Annotated in this window: 20 protein-coding genes and 1 pseudogene; 10 read left to right on the forward strand and 11 right to left on the reverse strand. The window is 70.6% G+C overall.

Annotation, left to right across the window (positions count from 1 at the left end):
• Positions 1-4: 4 nt before the first annotated feature.
• Both ACZ4RZ_RS05865 and ACZ4RZ_RS05870 read right to left on the reverse strand, forming a co-directional pair.
• Entirely contained in the window at positions 5-292 is a 288-nt protein-coding gene (locus tag ACZ4RZ_RS05865) for an ArsR family transcriptional regulator (protein ID WP_467742397.1), read from the reverse strand.
• Positions 293-448: 156 nt separating this feature from the next.
• A complete protein-coding gene (locus ACZ4RZ_RS05870; RefSeq protein ID WP_467742399.1) occupies positions 449-1585 on the reverse strand; it encodes a glycoside hydrolase family 53 protein in 1137 nt (378 codons plus the stop codon).
• A gap of 63 nt (positions 1586-1648) precedes the next feature.
• On the opposite strand from ACZ4RZ_RS05870, the pseudogene ACZ4RZ_RS05875 reads away from it, so the two are divergent.
• The 3 genes and pseudogenes from ACZ4RZ_RS05875 to ACZ4RZ_RS05885 all read left to right on the forward strand — a co-directional run.
• A pseudogene (locus ACZ4RZ_RS05875) lies at positions 1649-1834 on the forward strand (substrate-binding domain-containing protein); the annotation flags it as partial.
• A gap of 477 nt (positions 1835-2311) precedes the next feature.
• Positions 2312-2665, forward strand: coding sequence for a VOC family protein (locus tag ACZ4RZ_RS05880; RefSeq protein WP_467742401.1), 354 nt, complete (start codon positions 2312-2314; stop codon positions 2663-2665).
• 82 nt (positions 2666-2747) lie between these two features.
• Positions 2748-3140, forward strand: coding sequence for a MarR family winged helix-turn-helix transcriptional regulator (locus tag ACZ4RZ_RS05885; RefSeq protein ID WP_467742403.1), 393 nt, complete (start codon positions 2748-2750; stop codon positions 3138-3140).
• Positions 3141-3149: 9 nt separating this feature from the next.
• Here the strand turns inward: ACZ4RZ_RS05885 and pqqB are convergent, their stop codons facing one another.
• The 3 genes from pqqB to ACZ4RZ_RS05900 form a co-directional block, all read right to left on the reverse strand.
• Entirely contained in the window at positions 3150-4058 is a 909-nt protein-coding gene (gene pqqB, locus ACZ4RZ_RS05890; RefSeq protein ID WP_467742405.1) for a pyrroloquinoline quinone biosynthesis protein PqqB, read from the reverse strand.
• A gap of 60 nt (positions 4059-4118) precedes the next feature.
• The gene (locus ACZ4RZ_RS05895) at positions 4119-5231 is read right to left on the reverse strand and encodes a hypothetical protein (RefSeq protein ID WP_467742407.1); all 1113 of its coding nucleotides are present in this window, start codon (positions 5229-5231) and stop codon (positions 4119-4121) included.
• Positions 5232-5589: 358 nt separating this feature from the next.
• Complete coding sequence (locus ACZ4RZ_RS05900) at positions 5590-6009, reverse strand: SseB family protein (protein WP_467742408.1); 420 nt, start codon at positions 6007-6009, stop codon at positions 5590-5592.
• A 367-nt stretch (positions 6010-6376) separates the two neighbouring features.
• Between ACZ4RZ_RS05900 and ACZ4RZ_RS05905 the strand changes: the two genes are divergently transcribed.
• On the forward strand, positions 6377-7642 hold the full coding sequence (locus tag ACZ4RZ_RS05905; RefSeq protein ID WP_467742409.1) for an alpha-L-fucosidase: 1266 nt from the start codon (positions 6377-6379) through the stop codon (positions 7640-7642).
• 290 nt (positions 7643-7932) lie between these two features.
• Here the strand turns inward: ACZ4RZ_RS05905 and ACZ4RZ_RS05910 are convergent, their stop codons facing one another.
• The 3 genes from ACZ4RZ_RS05910 to ACZ4RZ_RS05920 all read right to left on the reverse strand — a co-directional run bounded on the left by ACZ4RZ_RS05910 (position 7933) and on the right by ACZ4RZ_RS05920 (position 10576).
• A complete protein-coding gene (locus ACZ4RZ_RS05910) occupies positions 7933-8430 on the reverse strand; it encodes a GntR family transcriptional regulator (RefSeq protein ID WP_467742410.1) in 498 nt (165 codons plus the stop codon).
• A gap of 2 nt (positions 8431-8432) precedes the next feature.
• Entirely contained in the window at positions 8433-8954 is a 522-nt protein-coding gene (locus ACZ4RZ_RS05915) for a cysteine hydrolase family protein (protein ID WP_467743073.1), read from the reverse strand.
• Between the two features lie 116 nt (positions 8955-9070).
• On the reverse strand, positions 9071-10576 hold the full coding sequence (locus tag ACZ4RZ_RS05920) for a purine-cytosine permease family protein (RefSeq protein WP_467742412.1): 1506 nt from the start codon (positions 10574-10576) through the stop codon (positions 9071-9073).
• 212 nt (positions 10577-10788) lie between these two features.
• Between ACZ4RZ_RS05920 and ACZ4RZ_RS05925 the strand changes: the two genes are divergently transcribed.
• From ACZ4RZ_RS05925 to ACZ4RZ_RS05940, 4 genes are all read left to right on the forward strand, one after another.
• On the forward strand, positions 10789-11808 hold the full coding sequence (locus ACZ4RZ_RS05925; RefSeq protein ID WP_467742413.1) for a permease: 1020 nt from the start codon (positions 10789-10791) through the stop codon (positions 11806-11808).
• Positions 11805-12581, forward strand: a complete 777-nt coding sequence (locus tag ACZ4RZ_RS05930; protein WP_467742415.1) for a TIGR03943 family putative permease subunit — start codon at positions 11805-11807, stop codon at positions 12579-12581. Before ACZ4RZ_RS05925 ends, ACZ4RZ_RS05930 begins: the two co-directional genes overlap by 4 nt.
• A 207-nt stretch (positions 12582-12788) precedes the next feature.
• Positions 12789-13133 carry a hypothetical protein gene (locus ACZ4RZ_RS05935; protein ID WP_467742417.1) on the forward strand — a complete coding sequence of 115 codons (345 nt, stop codon included), beginning with the start codon at positions 12789-12791 and terminating at the stop codon, positions 13131-13133.
• A 138-nt stretch (positions 13134-13271) separates the two neighbouring features.
• Complete coding sequence (locus ACZ4RZ_RS05940) at positions 13272-13451, forward strand: CsbD family protein (protein WP_467742419.1); 180 nt, start codon at positions 13272-13274, stop codon at positions 13449-13451.
• A gap of 82 nt (positions 13452-13533) precedes the next feature.
• Here ACZ4RZ_RS05940 and ACZ4RZ_RS05945 read toward each other — a convergent pair whose 3' ends face one another.
• Entirely contained in the window at positions 13534-13695 is a 162-nt protein-coding gene (locus tag ACZ4RZ_RS05945) for a hypothetical protein (RefSeq protein WP_467742420.1), read from the reverse strand.
• Between the two features lie 542 nt (positions 13696-14237).
• On the opposite strand from ACZ4RZ_RS05945, the gene ACZ4RZ_RS05950 reads away from it, so the two are divergent.
• Positions 14238-14942: a GAF and ANTAR domain-containing protein gene (locus ACZ4RZ_RS05950; protein WP_467742422.1), complete on the forward strand. Its 705-nt coding sequence runs from the start codon at positions 14238-14240 to the stop codon at positions 14940-14942.
• A gap of 89 nt (positions 14943-15031) precedes the next feature.
• Here ACZ4RZ_RS05950 and ACZ4RZ_RS05955 read toward each other — a convergent pair whose 3' ends face one another.
• Both ACZ4RZ_RS05955 and ACZ4RZ_RS05960 read right to left on the reverse strand, forming a co-directional pair.
• The gene (locus tag ACZ4RZ_RS05955) at positions 15032-16132 is read right to left on the reverse strand and encodes a winged helix DNA-binding domain-containing protein (RefSeq protein WP_467742424.1); all 1101 of its coding nucleotides are present in this window, start codon (positions 16130-16132) and stop codon (positions 15032-15034) included.
• Between the two features lie 174 nt (positions 16133-16306).
• Positions 16307-16732, reverse strand: coding sequence for a VOC family protein (locus ACZ4RZ_RS05960; RefSeq protein ID WP_467742426.1), 426 nt, complete (start codon positions 16730-16732; stop codon positions 16307-16309).
• Between the two features lie 101 nt (positions 16733-16833).
• Between ACZ4RZ_RS05960 and ACZ4RZ_RS05965 the strand changes: the two genes are divergently transcribed.
• Positions 16834-17850 carry a helix-turn-helix transcriptional regulator gene (locus tag ACZ4RZ_RS05965; protein ID WP_467742428.1) on the forward strand — a complete coding sequence of 339 codons (1017 nt, stop codon included), beginning with the start codon at positions 16834-16836 and terminating at the stop codon, positions 17848-17850.
• Positions 17851-18191 lie beyond the last annotated feature (341 nt).

Here is an 18191-nt window from a genome sequence, read left to right on the forward strand (position 1 = left end):
GCCGCTACCAGCCCTTCTCGAAGAAGTGCGCGACCTCGGCGATCCGCCATTCGTCGCGTCGGTAGAAGGTCCGGCGTCTGATCTTCTTGGCCCGCAGCAGACCGACCCCGGTGAGCAGGTCGAGATGCGTGCGCGCCACGGCGCGGCTCACACCGAGCTTGGCGGCGAGGGCCTCCGGGCTGACACCGTCCTCGACGAGGTCGCCGTAGCGCTGCGGTGGGAAGTGCGCGGCGGGGTCCCGCAGCCACTCCAGTATGTCCAGGCGTTGCACACTGACGGGAACCTTCAGCATCTCGTCCCCCTCCGAACCGGCGGTCTCCCGCTACTGTCCCGCAGCCCGGGGCGGCACGCACGGTCTTCCGCGACCCTGGCCGGGGCCGAACGGGTAGAGCTCAGCGGGCCGAACGGCCCCGGGCCCGGCTGTCGCGGCAGCCGGGCCCTCAGGGGCTCAGCGGTGACTGAACACCGACATGGCCGGAAGCGCCTTGTCGTCGAAGCCGAACAGGGCCTGGTTCTCCCAGCCGTTGCCCGACGCGGCATCGGTCGGATCCCAGCCGTTGCCGGTGACCGCCGTCCAGGTGGCCTCCCAGTAGAAGACACCGAGACCCCGGCCGTTCGGGACGGCCTCCACGATGTTCATCACGTCCCGCAGCCAGGCGGTCTGCCCAGCTGTCGAGGCCGGGTAGCCGGAGACCAGCTCACCGGTCGTGTCGATCTGGTTGACGAGCGAGTCGTCGCTGTCCAGACGGAAGGGGTAGGCCGTCTCGGCGACGAAGACATGCTTGCTGTAGCGGGTCGCCGCGTCGTCCAGGGTGGTCTGGAAGTCGTAGAGCGAGCCGTGCCAGTAGCCGTAGTACGACAGGCCGATGGCGTCGAAGTCCACACCGATCGCGACCGCGTTGTCGAACCACCAGCGGGTGCCCGTCAGGTCGCCGCCCTTGGCGAGGTGCAGCGCCACGACGGTGGACGAGGAGACCGCCTTGGCCGCGCTGTAGCCGGAGTTCAGCAGTCCGGCGAGCTGCGACCAGTTGTCCGTGGAGCCCTCGGACCACAGCATGCCGCCGTTGATCTCGTTGCCGTTCTGCACCATGTCGGCCGTGGTGCCCTGCGCCTTCAGCGCGTTCAGCACGTCGTAAGTGTGGTTGTAGACGTCAGTCTTCAACTGGTTGTACGAGTGCCCGGCCCAGGCGGCCGGCTTGGTCTGGGCGCCCGGGTCGGCCCAGGTGTCCGAGTAGTGGAAGTCGACCAGGAGCTTCATGCCCTGCGCCTTGATGCGCTTGGCCATCGCCAGGACGCGCGCCTTGTTGTTGTAGCCGTCGGCCGGGTTCACCCACACCTTGAGACGGGCGTAGTTCATGCCGGAGGACTTGAGGATGGTGAGCGCGTCGCCCGTCGCGCCCGAGCTGGTCCGGTAGACCCGGCCGAGGGCCTCGCTCTTGGCGAGTGAGGAGATGTCGGAGCCCTTGACGGACTGCCCGGTCGTGCCCGGGGTGAACGTCAGGTCGTCGACGTTGATCCAGTTTCCCGCGTTGGCGTCGGAGTAAATGCTGATCGTGCACTGGTTGTTGGCCACCGCGATGGGCACGACGAGGTGTATCCATCCGCTGCTGGAGACCGGCAGGTCGGTGCGCTGCTCGGTGCCGCCGCAGTGGCCGTCGGCGGCTTCGACGACTCCCCCGCCGCGACCGCGTCCACGCCGGCCCTCAGCGCGATCCGCCAGCCCTGGGACCGCATCAGCGCCGAGATGGTGCGGGTGCTGCTCGCCCAGATAGGGGGCGAGGACCCGGCGGCGGTGATCCTGCCGACGGAGCTGGTGCGGCGCGAGTCGACCTGACGGACCCGCGGTGCGCCCCCCGCCGCGGCCGGGTGATCCAGGACCTGCCCGGCCGCGGGGCGGGTTCCGGTTCGTTTCCCTCGGGCGACACGGCACCGGTGTCGCGCCCCCTCGGAGAGCGCGGCACCATCGCCGCCGCACCCACGTCGGCCACGGGCAGGGCGCACCGAAGCCCGTCGGCGCCCCGGCAACGCGGCCACCCGGCCACCCGGCCACCCGGCCACCCGGCCACCATCCTCCGCGCGGAGGTCGAGGCCCTCCGCTCCCGTATCTGCGCCGCTCAGGGATCCCTCGACATGATCGAGTACGCCATCGGCCGCGAGCACGAGGACATCGCCCGGTGGGCGCACTTCCCGACCGGTCAGGATTCGAGAAGCCGGCCGATGCTTCCCCGCCCTAGCGTGAATGCGTCGACGAGAAAGCCGTCGGCGCGACAGGAACATCGCACGCACTGAGCAGCATCACGGAGGAGTCTCCATGACCGCCGGACTCAAGACCATCATCTATCCCGTCAAGGACCTCGCACAGACAAAGGCGCTGTTCAGCACGCTGCTGGGCGTGGAGCCGTACGCGGATGAGCCGTACTACGTCGGGTTCAAGGACGCGGGCCAGGATGTCGGGCTGGACCCCAACGGTCATGCCAAGGGGATGACCGGGCCCGTTCCCTACTGGCACGTCGCCGACATCAGGGGAACCTTCTCGGCCCTGCTCGACGCCGGGGCCGAGTCGCTGCAGGACGTCCAGGACGTGGGCGGCGGCAGGCTCATCGCCTCGGTCAAGGACGCGGACGGCAACCTCATCGGGCTCCTCCAGGATCCCTCCGCCGAGTAGGGCGACCGGGCGACAGCCCCCTGAAGACATCCGAACTAGTTGCACGTTCAATGACTGGCCGGATCTCTGTTACCGTTCAGTTATGGCAGCGAAGACGCCCGGATCCCTCCTCGAAGACCAGTGGCGAGAGATCCTCTCGGTGCACGCGCGCACGATGTGCGGGATCGACCGCGCGCTGCATCCGCACGGCCTCGGAGCCAGTGACTTCGAGGTCCTGGACATCCTCGCCTCGGCCACGGCCGCCGAGTCGGGCGAGCACTGCCGGGTGCAGAACATCGCGGGCCAGGTCCATCTCAGCCAGAGCGCCCTGTCCCGCCTCATCGGCCGACTGGAGAAGGACGGCCTGGTGGAGCGCACCGTCTGCCAGGAAGACCGCCGCGGAGTATGGGTCGCGCTCACCGACAAGGGTCGCGACCTGCACTCCGAGGTACTCCCCCTGCAACGCGCCGTCCTGGACCGCACGTTGAACGGCTAGAGCCGCCCGCTAGACCATGAACTCCGCGCCGTCCGGCAGGACTTCGACCCCGCTCCCGGTCACCCGCGCACGCGCGTCCGAAGCCTGATCGAGCAGCGGGTTCGTGTTGTTGAGGTGGGTGTAGATCCGGCGCGGGCCGGGATGCCGGGCCAGCGCGGCCAGGCTGCCGTGGGCGCCCGAGACGGGAAGGTGCCCCATCGCGGCCTGCCCGTTGGACGGCATCCCGGCCTGGCCACCCGCGGCCCGCACCGCCGTGCCCATCTCGTCGGCCGCGTAGAAGGTGCCGTCGAGCAGCGCGCAGGTCGCCGTGGTGAGCAGTGCGTCCAGTACGGGGGTCCAACTGCCCAGGCAGGGCGCGTAGACAAGCACTCCCCCGGTGGCCAGGTCCTCGATCCGGTACGCCGTCACCCAGCGGGCGTCCGCGGCGGGCCCGGAGACGTACTTCGGAGCCTTGGAGCCGACCGGGTGCGCAGTCACGACCAGACCGCCGGCCAGCACGAACCCGCCCTCGGTCAGGCTGTCCGTCCACTCCCAAGGGGCGTAGCGGTCGAGCATGGCGCGCAGCGGGGCGAGCGTGGCGAGGACGGGAGGCGCGGCATAGACCTTGAGTCCCGCGCCGCCCCGCAGAATGGTCAGCCCCATGACATGGTCGGCCTCGGCGTCGGTAAGGAGCACGCCGCGTACCGGGGTGTCCCTGGGCCCCGGCCCGGGTGCGAGCGTGGGCGTGCCGGTCAGCTGCGTACGGATGTCGGGTGAGGCGTTGAGCAGCCACCAGTCGCGGGAGTTGCCGCTGACGGCGACGCACTCCTGTGTCCGCGCCGGCAGCTTTCCGTCGCGGGCGGCCGCGCACAGCGCGCAGGCGCAGTTCCACTGAGGGAAGCCGCCACCGGCGGCCGTGCCCAGCAGGACGACTTTCAACAGAACCCCACCCCTCCGTATCGGACCCTCACGGGGATCTTCCCTCCAGGACGGGCCGAACTACCCGGCGGATGGGGGCAGTTCCGGACGACCTTCGTCCGGGCGCCGGTCCTTCGGCCGCTGGGGAGGGATCGGGCTGGTGGCGAAGTCCCGCGGACCCGTCCACAGCGCGGGGACCGCGTCGCCACGACGGCACAACTCGTACGCGACCCTCTCGTAGTTGACCCGCCAGCCGTGGAAGTGCGGCCAGGCCTGCTTCGCGGTCAGCTCGGCGGGGAAGCCCGCCCCCTCCACCATCGCCACGGCCGCCTCGAACTCCAGGAAGGACAGCTGGATCGGCGTCTCGGGACTGGGGTCCTCGTCGAACTCGAAGCGCAGTGAGCGGGCGATGTCGCGCAGCGCGGTGAAGCCCGCGCGCAGCACCAGGCGTGCCTCGGGCGGGGCGCTGTTCGGGGTGAGCGCCAGCTGCATGGCCGCCGCGTCCATGACGGCGACCAGGCCGACGATCCAACTGCGGTAGGGCCGCGGCGAACGGAACGCCAGCAGGATCGGGTACGTGGAGTGGCTCTCGCCGATGTCCGAGGCGAGCCGCTCCCAGGCGCGGTACAGCTCGGGCAGCGCGGTCTCGGTGTCGACCAGCCACTGCCGGGCGAGGATCTCCGGACCCCAGGCGGGTTCGCCGGCGCGTGCCTGGAGGAGGGTCACCTCCAGTTCGCGGCGGTTGTAGGCGGCGTACAGGGTGGGCAGGTATGCGATCTGCAACGCGATCACCACCGGTCCGGTGGCCGCCGCCAGGAAGTCCACGGCGGACAGGTGCAGTCGGTCGCCGCTGGCGAAGCCGAGGGTGAAGAGGCTGGAACCGGCCTCCCTGACGGACTGGGTCCAGGACAGCGTGGACACGGCGTGCAGCACCAGTCCGAATCCGAGCAGTGCGCCGCCGAGCCAGCTCGCGAGCATGCCGATCAGCATGAGCGGGGCCAGCCAGGTCTGCGCGCGGTCGTGCTCGTGGTAGCTGCCGCCGGGAGCGGCGAGACGCAGCAGGAGACGCAGCGAGCGCCACCAGCGGATCACCAGCGTGGAGTAGAGCCCGCGGGGCACGACGAGGGTGCGCAGGATGCTGACGAGAACCAGCGCCAGGAGCAGTCCGCCGGCCACGCCGGAGATCCAATTCATGGGGTCATTGTCACGCCGGAGGGGTTCCGCTTCAGGCGGTGGTGCTCGCCTCGGGGACGTGTCCCCTCGACGTGGTGGCTCCGTAGCGCCCGCATCGACGGCGACGGACGGGACCGGAGGGACAGGCGGCGCGCCCTGGCCGGGCATCGCATTGCCAGATGGGCGGCGGTCGGCCGCCGAGGCGCCTCATCGGCTGCGGTTTCCGGACAGCGGCCTCGTATTGCGGAGCGACTTCAGTGCAACGGACACCTGGTTTGTGATCACGGCGGCCCTCGGGGCGCCGGGGGACCCTCGGGGCGCCGGGGGATGAGCGGCGTCGGCGCCGTTCATCCCCGTCACGCGTGAGAACGGGCGGCCGTCAGATCTGCGGCCGGGCCAACAGGGTGCGTACGCCCTCGGAACTGAGCGTCAGACCGTGCGGCGAGCTGGCGTCGATCGTGAGGGACAGGTCGCCGGAAGGCCACTGGGAGGCCAGCGCGCCGAGCGGCACCAGGCGGTACCGGGAGACGAACGGGAGCAGCTCGGCCATCTCCAGCTCCGATGTGAACACCGGCACCACCTGCTCGCCGCCCGGCTGGTCCAGGACGGGCAGCGCCACGGCCGTGGGGTCGGCGGCGGCCTCCTCATCGGCATCGTCGGGCACGGGGACCAGCACGTCGCTGCCGGCCAGCGTGTCGAGGGCGGCGATGTCCTCCGTGTTCTCGACGAGCGCGTTCAAGGCCTCCTGAGCCGGTGTCGCGCCCGTGGGCCGGTAGTGGTCGTTCAAGGGTGTGTCCATGGCAGATTCCCGGGTAGTGGCGGACGGGCCACCCGGGACACCATCGTTCCCGGGCGCAACGTCCGTCGCGTACCCGTCCTCAGCCGGGACATTCCTCGTGTTCGATTCAGGGCAGCAGCGGGATGCCGTCCGACGGCAGGCCGAGTCGGTCGCGGCCGCTGACCGCGTACAAGGAGGGCAGCTTCCAGTACCTGCTGATCGCGGCCGACCGCATCTGACGTGAGAGTGGTGGGTCCCGGCTCCTCGAAGTCCGGGCCCCACACGCCTACCGGGGATCGCACAGCGACCGGGGCGCAGGGTGAAAACGAACCAGTAGTGGTGACCGGCGCCCACGCGCGGAGCGAGTGCCGGCGCCTAGCTTGAGTGGATGCCGATGCAACCCTGGTTCACCGATGCCAAGCTGGGCATCTTCATCCACTACGGCATCTACGCCGTCGACGGTTGGGCCGAGTCCTGGTCCTTCTACACGGGCGAGGTCTCGCACGAGCAATACATGAAACAGCTCGACGGCTTCACTGCGTCGCACTACGACCCGCAGGCCTGGGCCGAGCTCTTCGCCCGTGTCGGCGCCCAGTACGCGGTGCTGACCACCAAGCACCACGACGGCGTCGCTCTGTGGGACACCGCCCACGGCGACCTGAACGTCGTCCGGCACACACCGGCCGGCCGTGACCTGGTCAGCGGATTCGCGGAGGCTCTGCGCGAGCGGGGACTGAAGGTCGGCCTCTACTACTCGCACTCCGACTGGAACCACCCCGACTACCCGAGCATCAGGCACGTCGAACCCGGCGACGAGCCTCCGAGCCCGTACTCCCACGCCGAGCCCGGCAAGGAGGACCCGGCGGCCTGGGAGCGCTACCTGGCCTACCGCGACGGCCAGGTCGGCGAACTCGTCGACCGCTTCCGCCCGGACCTGCTCTGGTTCGACGGCGAGTGGGAGCGCACCGAGGAGCAGTGGCGGATGCGCGAACTCGCCGAGCTGATCCGCACGGGCAATCCGGACACCGTCCTCAACGCCCGCATGCTCAGTTACGGCGACTACGCCACTCCCGAGCAGGGCGTCCCGCTCCGGGCCCCGGACGGCCCCTGGGAACTGTGCCTGACCGTGAACGACTCGTGGAGCTACCGGCCGAAGGACCGCGACTTCAAGTCGGTGCGCCAGCTCGTGCGCTACTTCACGGAGACGATCGGGATGGGCGGCAATCTGCTGCTCGGAGTCGGCCCCCGGGAGGACGGGACGATCCCCGAGGAGCAGGTCGAACGCGTCGAGGGACTCGGCGCGTGGATCGCGAAGCACGCCGACGCCGTGTACGGGACGGTCGCCGGGCTGCCCGCCGGACACCACTACGGCCCCAGCACCCTGTCCGCCGACCGGCGCACGCTCTACCTGATGTGCTTCGACGCACCGCGCGAGTCGATCTCGATCCGCGGACTGCGCAACGCGGTACGGCGGGTGTCCGTCCTCGGCACGGGCACCGAACTGGACCACCACATCACCGGCGGCCTGGACGCGGTTCCTGGCGTGACCTGGATCGACGCGCCGGCCCCGGAGGAACTCGACGCGTACGCCACCGTGCTCGCGGTCGAGCTGGACGGAGAGCTGGACCTCTATCGGGGCGCGGGCCGCGACTGACGCGGGAACGCGTCGAGGGCGTCCGTGTCGGGCGCGGTCGCGGGCCCGGCCGCGATGACGGCCATCGCGGCCGACTCGTCGGCGCGGCGCGGCGGCCGGGGTCAGCCCGCGGGCCGGCCATGAAGACCCCCGTGTGCGCGTCGCCCGCGCCGTTGAGGTCGATGGCCCGGCCGGTCAAACCGGGGATCGCGTCGAGCGCGCCGTCGTGGTGCAGCAGGCAGCCGTCGAGGCCCCTGCGCACCAGGGCCGAGCGGCGCTCAACATGGCCGTGTTCAGGTCGAGTTGACCGGTCAGCTCCTCGCCTTGGGCTTCCTCGACGGCGAGCGTCCGCACCCGCGTGTCGATGCCCTGGACGGCCAGGGCATGCGCCCAGCCGAGCCGGTCGTCCAGCGGACGGCCGTCGGGGCCCGTGCGCACCAGGGCCGAGCGGCGCTCAACATGGCCGTGTTCAGGTCGAGTTGACCGGTCAGCTCCTCGCCTTGGGCTTCCTCGACGGCGAGCGTCCGCACCCGCGTATCGATGCCCTGGACGGCCAGGGCGTGCGCCCAGCCGAGCCGGTCTTCCAGCGGGCGGCCGTCGAAAAGGACGTACGAGCCCTTGCCCGTGCGGGTGGCCATCAGCCCCGCCTCGTTCAGCTCGGCGAGCGCGGCCCACGCCGTGGTGCGGCTGACACCGAAGCGCTGGGCGAGGGCGTGCTCGCCCGGCAACTGCTCCCCCTCCGGAAGGTGTCCGCTGCGGATCCCCTTGGCGAGCACCTCAGCGATCTGCTGGTGCTTGAGCCGGACCACGGTCAGGACGGATCCCCCGCGAGCACCTCATCCACGGTTACGACGCGGATCAACGGTCGGTACAGGTCCATCACATGGAGGGCCTTGGCGTGCGAGTCGTCGTCGACGCCCGCGCAGGCGTCGGCCGTGACCAGCACCTCGACTCCGGCGTCGGCGGCGGCGAGCGCCGTGGACAGCACGCAGCAGTCCGTGCTGACTCCGGCCAGGACCAGACGTCCTTCGACGCCGACGCGATCGGCCAGTTCGGGGGTCCACTTGCCGAAGGTGGTGGCGTCCACCAAGTGCGTCGCGCGCGCCGCGAATTCGTCCGTCAGCTCCCACACGCGGGCCTTTGGCGGCTGCAGTGCGAAGGGCCACTGGCCGTAGTACGCGCGCCAGGCCCCGACGGGCTTTTCGGGGGCGAGGAAGCGGGTGAAGGTGACGCGGTCGCCGAACGCCGGCAGCAATCGTCGTACGCCTGCCGCGGCTTCGTCGAAACGCGGGGTCGCCCAGGGGCTGTCGGGTTCGGCGAACACGCGTTGCATGTCGATGACGCTGAGCAGGCCGCGCGGTGTGGCGGCACTTGTGCGCTCGGTGCGCGTCGGCTCAGTACGGTCGGGGGGCGTGTGCTCAGGACGGTCGGGGGGCGTGTGCTCAGCACTCATGCGTTCAGCACCTCCTCGCTCGCCGTCGGGCTCGCGTCCTGTCGCTCCTGGGCGCACACGCGGCCAAGGCCGAGGGCCAGTGTGCCGAGGAAGCCGAGGGCGAGCGCGACCAGGACGCCGAGGTTGGCGTATGCCCAGGCTCCCGTCTTGCCGCCGAGTCCGAACGGGTCGAGCAGATAGCCCTGCCACTCCAGCCAGCTCGCGGCCGAGTTGGTGACCAGGCCCCAGCCGAGCGCGGTGGCGGCAAGGGTGAGCAACAGCGGCTGGAGCGGGACGTCGCCGTACCGGCCGCCGGTACGGAACAGATCTCCCTCGTCGTAATCGCGGCGGCGCATCGCCAGGTCGGCCAGTATGACCCCGCACCAGGCGGCGACGGGGACGCCCAGCGTGGTGAGGAAGCCGATGAACTGGCCGAGGAAGTTATCGGTGAGGAAGACGATGTAGACCGAGCCCGCGATCATCACGACTCCGTCGGCGAACGCCGCGAGATAGCGCGGTACGCGCAGACCGGCGGACAGCAGCGCAAGGCCGGACGAGTAGATGTCCAGGACCGCGCCGCCGACCAGACCGAGCACGGCCACCACGGCGAAGGGGACCAGGAACCACGAGGGCAGGATGGTGGTCAGGGCGCCGATCGGGTCAAGGGCGATGGCCTTGCTGAGGTCGCCGGAGGAGCCCGCGAGAAGCAGCCCGAAGACCAGCAGGAGCAGCGGCGCCACCGAGGCGCCGAAGGCGGTCCAGCCGATCACGCCCCGGCTGGAGGAGGAGCGCGGCAGATAGCGCGAGTAGTCGGCGGCCGCGTTCACCCAACCCAGTCCGAAGCCGGTCATCATGAAGACCAGCGCGCCGATGAACTCCTGCGCGGAGCCCGCCGGTACGGCGCTCACGGTGTGCCAGTGGATGTGGTCGGCGACCAGCGCGATGTACACGATCGTGAGTACACCGGTGACGACGGTGATCACGGTCTGCAGCCGCATGATCAGGTCGAAGCCCATCACTCCGCCGACCACGATCAGCGCGCCGACCAGGATCAGGGCGACCACCTTGGTCTCGGTGCCGCCGCCCCAGCCGAGCCGCCCGAAGACCGTCGCGGTGGCCAGGGTCGCGAGCGCCGTGAGCACGGTCTCCCAGCCGACGGTCAGCATCCACGAGATCACCGAGGGCAGCCGATTGCCTCGTACGCCGTACGCCGCCCTGCTGAGCACCATCGTCGGGGCGGAGCCGCGCTTGCCCGCCACCGCGATGAAGCCGCACAGGAGGAAGGAGAAGACGATGCCGATCACCCCGGCGGCCAGCGCCTGCCCGAAGGAGATGCCGAAGCCGAGCGCGAAGGCGCCGTAACTGAGCCCCAGGATGGAGACATTGGCCCCGAACCAGGGCCAGAACAGCGTCCGCGGAGTGCCTTTGCGCTCGGCGTCCGCGATCACGTCGAGCCCATGCGTCTCCACCTGGAGCCGGCGGCCCGCGGGTCTGTTGTCGAGGGAGTCCGGTGAGTCCGCCATCGTCGACCTACCCGTCCAGACGTGTTCAGTGGAGCGTAGGTCGACCACTCCGGACCTTCAAGGTACGAGGGCGAACCTTCAAGGTGCGCCGACGAACAGGGAACCGGCTGGCAAAGGTCGGGGCACGCGGTGAGAAGCTGTGCCCGAACCGGCGTACTCAAGGTCGAGGGGCACCAGCCACCGAGCCCTTCCCTACCGGAGGTACCTCACCCGTGACCATCACCAAGGCGGCCCCGCCCCCGGTTGACCACCGCGACGCGAATGACCGGCAGGGCCGGCGCGGTTGGCAGATCAACTCCCCCCTCGTCCTGACCATGCTGCTGCTCCTGGTGGTCGCGGCACAGGGGCCGGTCCGCCGGGCGCTGGCCGCGCCGGTGATGCAGAGCTGGATGACCGTGTTCGTGGCGGTGGTGATCCAGGCGCTGCCCTTCCTCGTCCTCGGGGTGCTGCTGTCGGCGGTCATCGCGGTGTTCGTCCCGCCGTCGTTCTTCGCCCGCGCGCTGCCGAGCAGGCCCGCCCTGGCGGTGCCGGTGGCCGGGATGGCCGGGGCGGTCCTGCCCGGCTGCGAGTGCGCCTCCGTGCCGGTGGCCGGGGCACTGGTACGCCGGGGCGTCACGCCCGCCGCGGCGCTGGCGTTCCTGTTGTCCGCCCCGGCCATCAATCCGATCGTGCTGACCGCCACGGCCGTGGCGTTCCCGCGCGATCCGGAGATGGTTCTCGCCCGGTTCGTGGCGAGTCTGCTGGTGGCCTGCGCGATGGGCTGGCTGTGGCAACGCCTCGGCCGCACCGACTGGCTGCGCCCACCGGCCCGCCCGGCGCACGAGGGCCTCGGCAAGGGGGCGGCGTTCTGGGGGTCCGTACGGCACGACGTGATGCACGCCGGCGGCTTCCTCGTCGTGGGCGCGATGGCCGCGGCCACACTCAAGGCCGTCGTACCGGCAAGCTGGCTGCACGCCGCGGCCGGCAACCCCGTGGTGTCGGTGCTCGCCCTGGCGGTTCTCGCCGTGCTGTTGTCGATCTGCTCCGAGGCCGACGCGTTCGTGGTCGCGTCGCTGTCCCAGTTCTCGCTCACCGCCCGGCTGGCGTTCCTCGTCGTCGGACCGATGATCGACCTGAAGCTGTTCGCCATGCAGGTCGGCACGTTCGGCCGCGGGTTCGCGCTGCGGTTCGCTCCCGCCACCTTCGCCCTGGCGATTCTCATGTCGGTCCTGGTCGGGGCGGTGCTGCTGTGAACCGGCAGGCGCAGGCGGCCGTGCTCTTCCTGGTCGGCGCGGCGGTGCTGCACGCCGGTGCCACGGATCTCTACCTGCGGTACGTCAAGGCCGGGTTGCAGCCCCTGCTGCTCGGGGCGGGGGCTGTGCTGATCGTCGCGGCGTTCGCCACGGTCTGGTACGAGTTGCGCGGGGCGCGCACGACCAAGCAGAGCCAACCCGAGGTTGACCACAGAGACGACCAGGGCGGGCACAGCGAGGACGGGGACGGGGACGGTCACGCCCACCGCGAACCGCGTATCTCCTGGCTCCTCATCCTCCCCCTGCTCGCCCTGATCCTGGTCGCACCGCCCGCCCTGGGCTCCTACAGCGCCATGCGCACTGGTACGGCCCTGCAGGCGCCCTTCGGCTACCCCGCCCTCCCCGCCGGCGACCCCGTCCCGCTCAGCCTCGTCGACTACGCCGGCCGCGCGGCCTACGGACACGGTCGCTCCCTCGGCGACCGGCGGATCAGGATCACCGGCTTCGTCGCCCTCGACCGCGCCGGTACGCCCTATCTCGTCCGCATGGCCCTCAACTGCTGCGCCGCGGATGCCCAACCCGTCAAGGTCGGCCTGACCGGACGGATTCCGCCCGTTCTCCAACCGGACACCTGGCTCGAGGTCACCGGCACCTACACCGGCAAACGCACCAAGGATCCCGTCAACGGCGGCATCATCCCGTTCCTCGACGTCAGCGGGGCCAGGCCGGTCACGACTCCGCACGACCCGTACGACGAGAGCTGGAACAACTGAGGGGCTCGCGCGGAGAGACGAGGCGGGCGTAAGCCGGTCGTCACCGGGATGCTGCGTCCGCACTGCTACCAGCGCGTCCCCTACCCGACGTACGAGTGTCCGAGTGAGACCTGTCGCCGCCGGCACGAGGACATCCGGCCCGGTACGTACGGGATCCTCCGGCGCCGTTGTAAATGGACCCGGCTGGAGCCGTCACCGGAAGGTCTGTTGGACCGCACCCTCGCCTCCTCGGTCTCACCGGAGGCGGTGTTCAGCCCCTCGGTCCAGACCGAACGCGCGATGAAAACCCCGCTGCACAACTGCCGCCTCGCCGTGGCGATCAGCAAGACCGACCTGCTGGCCGAGCACGGTCTGGCCCCGGACCGCCTCCACGACAGCGTCCGCGCCCGCGACTGGCTGCGCGAGAAGCTGGGCCTGCACAATCTTGTCCAGGCCATGGAGCTGGAGTTCGGGGAGGTCAGATACTTCTGCACGGCCGCGGTGACCACGACCGATGACCATCAGGTTGACGACAGCATCGCCCCGCTCGTGGACTGGTGCCTGAACCCCTGAACCCCGTCCGGCACCGTCACGGACTGTGACGAATCTTGCGCACCGTGCACCGATCGTGACCGGTCGGTTTGGACTGGTTTTTCCCGGTCAGTCGTAGTCGTAGACGGCACAGTCGAAGCAGTGAGGACGTGATCCGCAGTGGCCAGGAACCAGAAGGCACGGGCCAAGACGGAGCAGGCCAAGGGCAGGGCCAAAGAGGCCGCCGGGCGTACTGTCGGCGACGAGCGTCTGACTGCCGAAGGCAAGGCGGAGCAGGTGAAGGGTGACACCCGCCAGGCCAAGGAAAAGATGAAGGAAATTTTCCGCCACTCACGATGACCCATGGTGCAGGGCCCGCCGTGCTCTGGCGGCGGGCCCGCTGCTGCCCAGGCGACGGTCCCGGGCCGCGCCGCTGATGAGCTCAGGCCGTGAGGGCCGGCCGGGATGCACTTGCCGGGGCCTGTGCACCCCGCACGGCGAGGCGCACCGGGTACGTGGTCTTCGCAGGATCGACCACCGGGTCCCCCAGCACGATTCGCCCCGCCGCATGCAGCGCGTCGCACTCGTCGGTGGACAGAGCCACATAACAACCTCCCCGCCCGGCACGGGAACTGAAGGGTTGCCAGTAGCCGTACCGGCGGCGGCCGTTGGCGTGCACGATGAGACAGACGGAAACGCGCTGCACGGTGATGAGACGCAGAACCTCGGAACCGCCGGGGCCGAGTGGAGCGGGTGTGCGTGGGAGGACTCGGAGCATCGTCAGCGGACTCCGTCCAGGGCTCGCGGCACGCGGCGGCGGTGGAGAGGGGGCGTCATGTGCGGGCGGGCCTTTCTACGGACGGGTTCGATCGCGTACCGCCGGGAGCGGTGACGTTCTCGCTGCAAGGTCATTGTTCCGGAGGCCACTGACAACGCGGTCGAGCCCTCCCGGAGCACTCCCCGGAGCCCACCGACAGAGGGCGGCGTCTGTGCGTGATCACACTGCTTGAACATGAAAGAACACGGGGTGGCGATGCGCGGGCACGGCGCCCGAGGGTGCCTGTTCGGCGCGGTGAGGACGCGAGGGTGGCAAGATGGAACCGAGCATGAGCGGCGCGGGCGCTTCAACGAATAAGCAGGTGGCACATGTCGCACGAGGACGGCGAGGTCTGGGAGCAATTCGCCGTCGCCCTCGCGGAAATGGCGCGGGATCTGCTCGCCCAGGACTCGGTCCAGGACACATTGGACCGCATCGTGGATCATGCGACGGTTCTGATCAACGGATGCGACGACGCCGGCATTCTCACCGTGCGACGAGGTGAGGTGCAGGCCCTCGCGGCGACGAGCGATGTGGTGCGCCGCGCGGACCGGATCCAGCAGGATCTGGCCGAAGGCCCGTGCTTCGACGCCGTGACGGACCGTCAGCAGGTCTATGCCATCGAGGACTTGGACCAGCCGAATGAGCGCTGGTCCCACTTCGCCCTCGAGCTGAGGAAACTGGGCATGGGGAGCATGATGGGAATTCTCCTCTTCACCGAGGACGACGAGCTCGGCGCGCTCAACCTGTACTCCCGGCGGCCGCGGACCTTCGACGAGGCCGCTCGCCGGGCCGGCTGGATCCTCGCCTCTCACGCGGCCGTGGCCTTCTCCGCGGCCCGTACCCATCAGCAGCTCGGCCACGCCCTGGAGACCCGTCACGAGATCGGCGAGGCCATGGGCATCCTCATGGAGCGGTACGGACTGACCGAGGACACGGCCTTCAAGCTGCTCAAGAAGGCGTCGCAGGACCACAACATCAAGCTGCGCGCGATCGCCCGCCAGATCTGCGAGACCGGCGAGAAGCCCGGCTGACACCGATCCCCTCCAGGCCCTTCACCAGCGTGAACCGGAGCGCGCCACTCGGTCCCGTACTCAGCGCAAGCAGGTCACGGGTGCGTCGCTCAGGAGGGAGACGCGGCGACCCGGATGCGCCGGCTGTCATGGTCGGAGAGGAACGACGCCAGTTCCCGCCCCTGCTCGGCGACGCTGGTGCGCTCGGCGCGGGAGAAGCGGCGCAGTGGGGTGACCGTCACGGTGCCGGACTCGACGGTCCAGGTCGCGGCGACCCGCCCGTCGACCAGGACGACGCGGGCCCCGGCGACCGACAGGCCGCGGTGGGCGTCGTCGATGATCCGGCTGCGGTCGTGGTAGCCGAGGATCGCGTTGTCGAAGGCGGGCAGGAACCGTACCGGGGTGGGGGTGTCGGGGTCGGGGCGCGGCGCGTCGGGTAGGTCGAGGAGTTCCCGGCCTCGCTCGTCACGGAAGCCGACCAGCTCCTCGCGTATCGCGGCGACCGCGGCCGGCAGTCCGGCGAGGCCGCACCAGGCGCGCAGGTCGGCCGAGGCGGCCGGGCCGAACGCGGCCAGATAGCGCCGTACCAACACTTCGCCGACCGGATCGGTGCCGTCCCGGGAGGGCGGGTCGATCTCGCGGCCCAGCCATGAGGAGAGCAGGACATTGCGCACTCCTGCCCTCGTGCGCCAGAGCCCGCGCGGCGGCAGTTGCGCCACCGGGACGAGGGCGGCGACAAGCATTTCACCCAGTGCCCGCGGCCCCGGCGTCGGCCAGCGCTCGGCGACCGCCCGCGCGAGCCCGGTCATCGAGCGGGGCTCGTCGTCGGCCATCACCGCCCGGCCCGCCGCGGCGAGCTCGTCGAGGTCCACCCCGTCGAGCTCGCGACGGTAGTTCCCGAGCACCCGTTGGCGCAGCATGGTGTCGTGGCGGGCCCGCCAGGCCAGCGCGTCGTCGGCGGTGACGAGGTGGACGGTGCGGCGCATGAGGTGGGTCCGCACCACGCGCCGCCCGGTCAGCAGGTCCGAGAGCGCCGCCGGGTCGAACGCGCGCAGCCGCGACCAGAGCCCGACGAAGGGTTCCTGCGGTTCCTGCGCCTGCAGACCGCCGAGGTGCGCGACGGCGTCGAGGACCGGGACGTCGGCGCGATCGAGCAGCAACTGCCGGGCGAGCGTCGCCCGGCCCAGCGCCCGGGTGCCGATAACGGTCATCGGTCCGGCCTGTCCGCCCGGCCGAACATCATGGTGCCCAGTCCGTAGGGGCTGACCTGGATTCCGGTCCGGCCCCGTGCGCGCATCATCACTGCTGAGTCCTTGGCTTCGAGCCGCGTGTCGGTCGTCCGGCGGCGGCCGGGCGGCGGATGACCACCGCCCGGGCTCTGGTGGTCAGGACGCTTCGTACTCGCCGACGACGTCCACGGCCCAGGTGACGCCGAACCGGTCCCGCAGCATTCCGTAGAGGGGCGCCCACTGCGCGGGACCCAGCGGCTGCAGGACTGTCGCGCCTTCGGAGAGCTTCTCCCAGTACGCGGTGATCTCCTCGGCCGTGTCGCCGCGGAGCGAGACGAAGAACGCGTTCTCGCCCTGGTTCCACGGCAGGTGCGCGGGCACGTCGCAGGCCATCACGCGGAACCCGTTGCCGGCGGACACCTGGCCCCACATCACCTGGTCCGCCTCGGACGGGTCCTGGACGTTCCCGGCGTCCTTGTACGTGACCACGGCCGCGTCCCCGTCGAACACGGACTGGTAGAACGCCAGTGCCGCGCGGGCGTCACCCCGGAAGTTCAGGTGGGTCACAGTGTTGACAGACATGATCGGCTTCCTGTCTTTCGAGTCATCGTTTCCTGCTCGGTCGCCACAGTCGCAGCAGAAGCGGACAGGTTGTGGCCGCTTCTTCGGGCAGTATGGGGATCATGCAGAAGACTTCAGCGCGGCTGCTGTCACTGCTCTCGCTGCTGCAGGCGCGCCGGGACTGGCCGGGGGCGCTGCTTGCCGAGCGGCTGGAGGTCAGCCCGCGCACCGTGCGCCGCGATGTGGACCGCCTGCGCGAACTCGGCTACCCCATCGCGGCGATCAAGGGCCCCGACGGCGGGTACCGGCTCGATGCCGGCACCGAACTTCCGCCGCTGCTGTTCGATGACGAGCAGGCCGTCGCCCTCGCCGTCGCACTCCAACTCGCCACCACCACCGGCGCCGGCATCGGGGAAGCCGCCGTGCGCGCGCTGACCACGGTCCGGCAGGTGATGCCCGCCCGGCTGCGCCGCCGCATCGACACCCTTCAGGTCACCGCCGTCGAGCGGCCCTCGACCGAGCCGGACCCGCAGGTCGACAGCAGCGTGCTCATGACGCTCGGCGCCGCCGTCCACGCCCGCGAGGTGCTGCGCTTCGACTACTCCCCCGCGTCCCCACCGGGAGCCGGTCAGGACAACGCCGAGACGCCGCCACGCCGGGTACAGCCTCACCACCTCGTCGCCTGGGGCGGGCGCTGGTACCTCGTCGCCTGGGACCTCGACCGCGAGGACTGGCGCACCTTCCGTGCCGATCGGATCACCCCGCGCACCCCTGCAGGGCCCCGCTTCACCCCGCGTGAACTGCCCGGAGGTGAGGTGGCCGCCTTCGTGGCCGGCAGGTTCCGGGGCTCCGACGGCTCTGACGACTGGCCCTGCCGCGGCGAGGTGATCCTCTGCCTGCCCGCCGCCGTCGTGTCCGCGTACACCCGGGACGGAGTTGTCGAGGAGCTCGGCCCGAACCGCTGCCGGCTCGTCCTGGGTTCCTGGTCGTGGCCCGGTCTGGCCGCCGCCATCGGCAGGTTCGACGCCGACTTCGAGGTCGTCGGCCCGGCCGAGCTCAAGAAGGCCTTCGCGCACCTGGCCCGCCGCTGCGCCAACGCCACGAACGACGCACCCGTCACGACGCCCCCGATCCCATGAGCCACGGGTACATCGACGCCTCGATGCGCGCCACCGCGTCCAGCTCCCGCCGATGGGCACGCCCAGGTGCGTGCAGACGAACTCCCGGTGCCGCTTGGCGATGGTGCAGGCGTCGGTCCCGGCCTTGACGTTCTCGAGCAGCTCGATCGCGGCACGCATCTGGTCGATCGCCACGGCCGGCACGATGCCCAGCTTGGTGAAGTACCTCAGCCCCCGGCCGGGACTTGCTCCGCACGACCAGCGCCGGGCACGGTCCGGAGAGGGGGAAACCGTTGCTGGTCCTCCCCCTCCGCCACGAAGGGTGATGTCCCGCCGGGCGCGAAGTGCCGCGACGGCGCCTG

This window comes from Streptomyces sp. NPDC027189 (genome assembly GCF_055566975.1).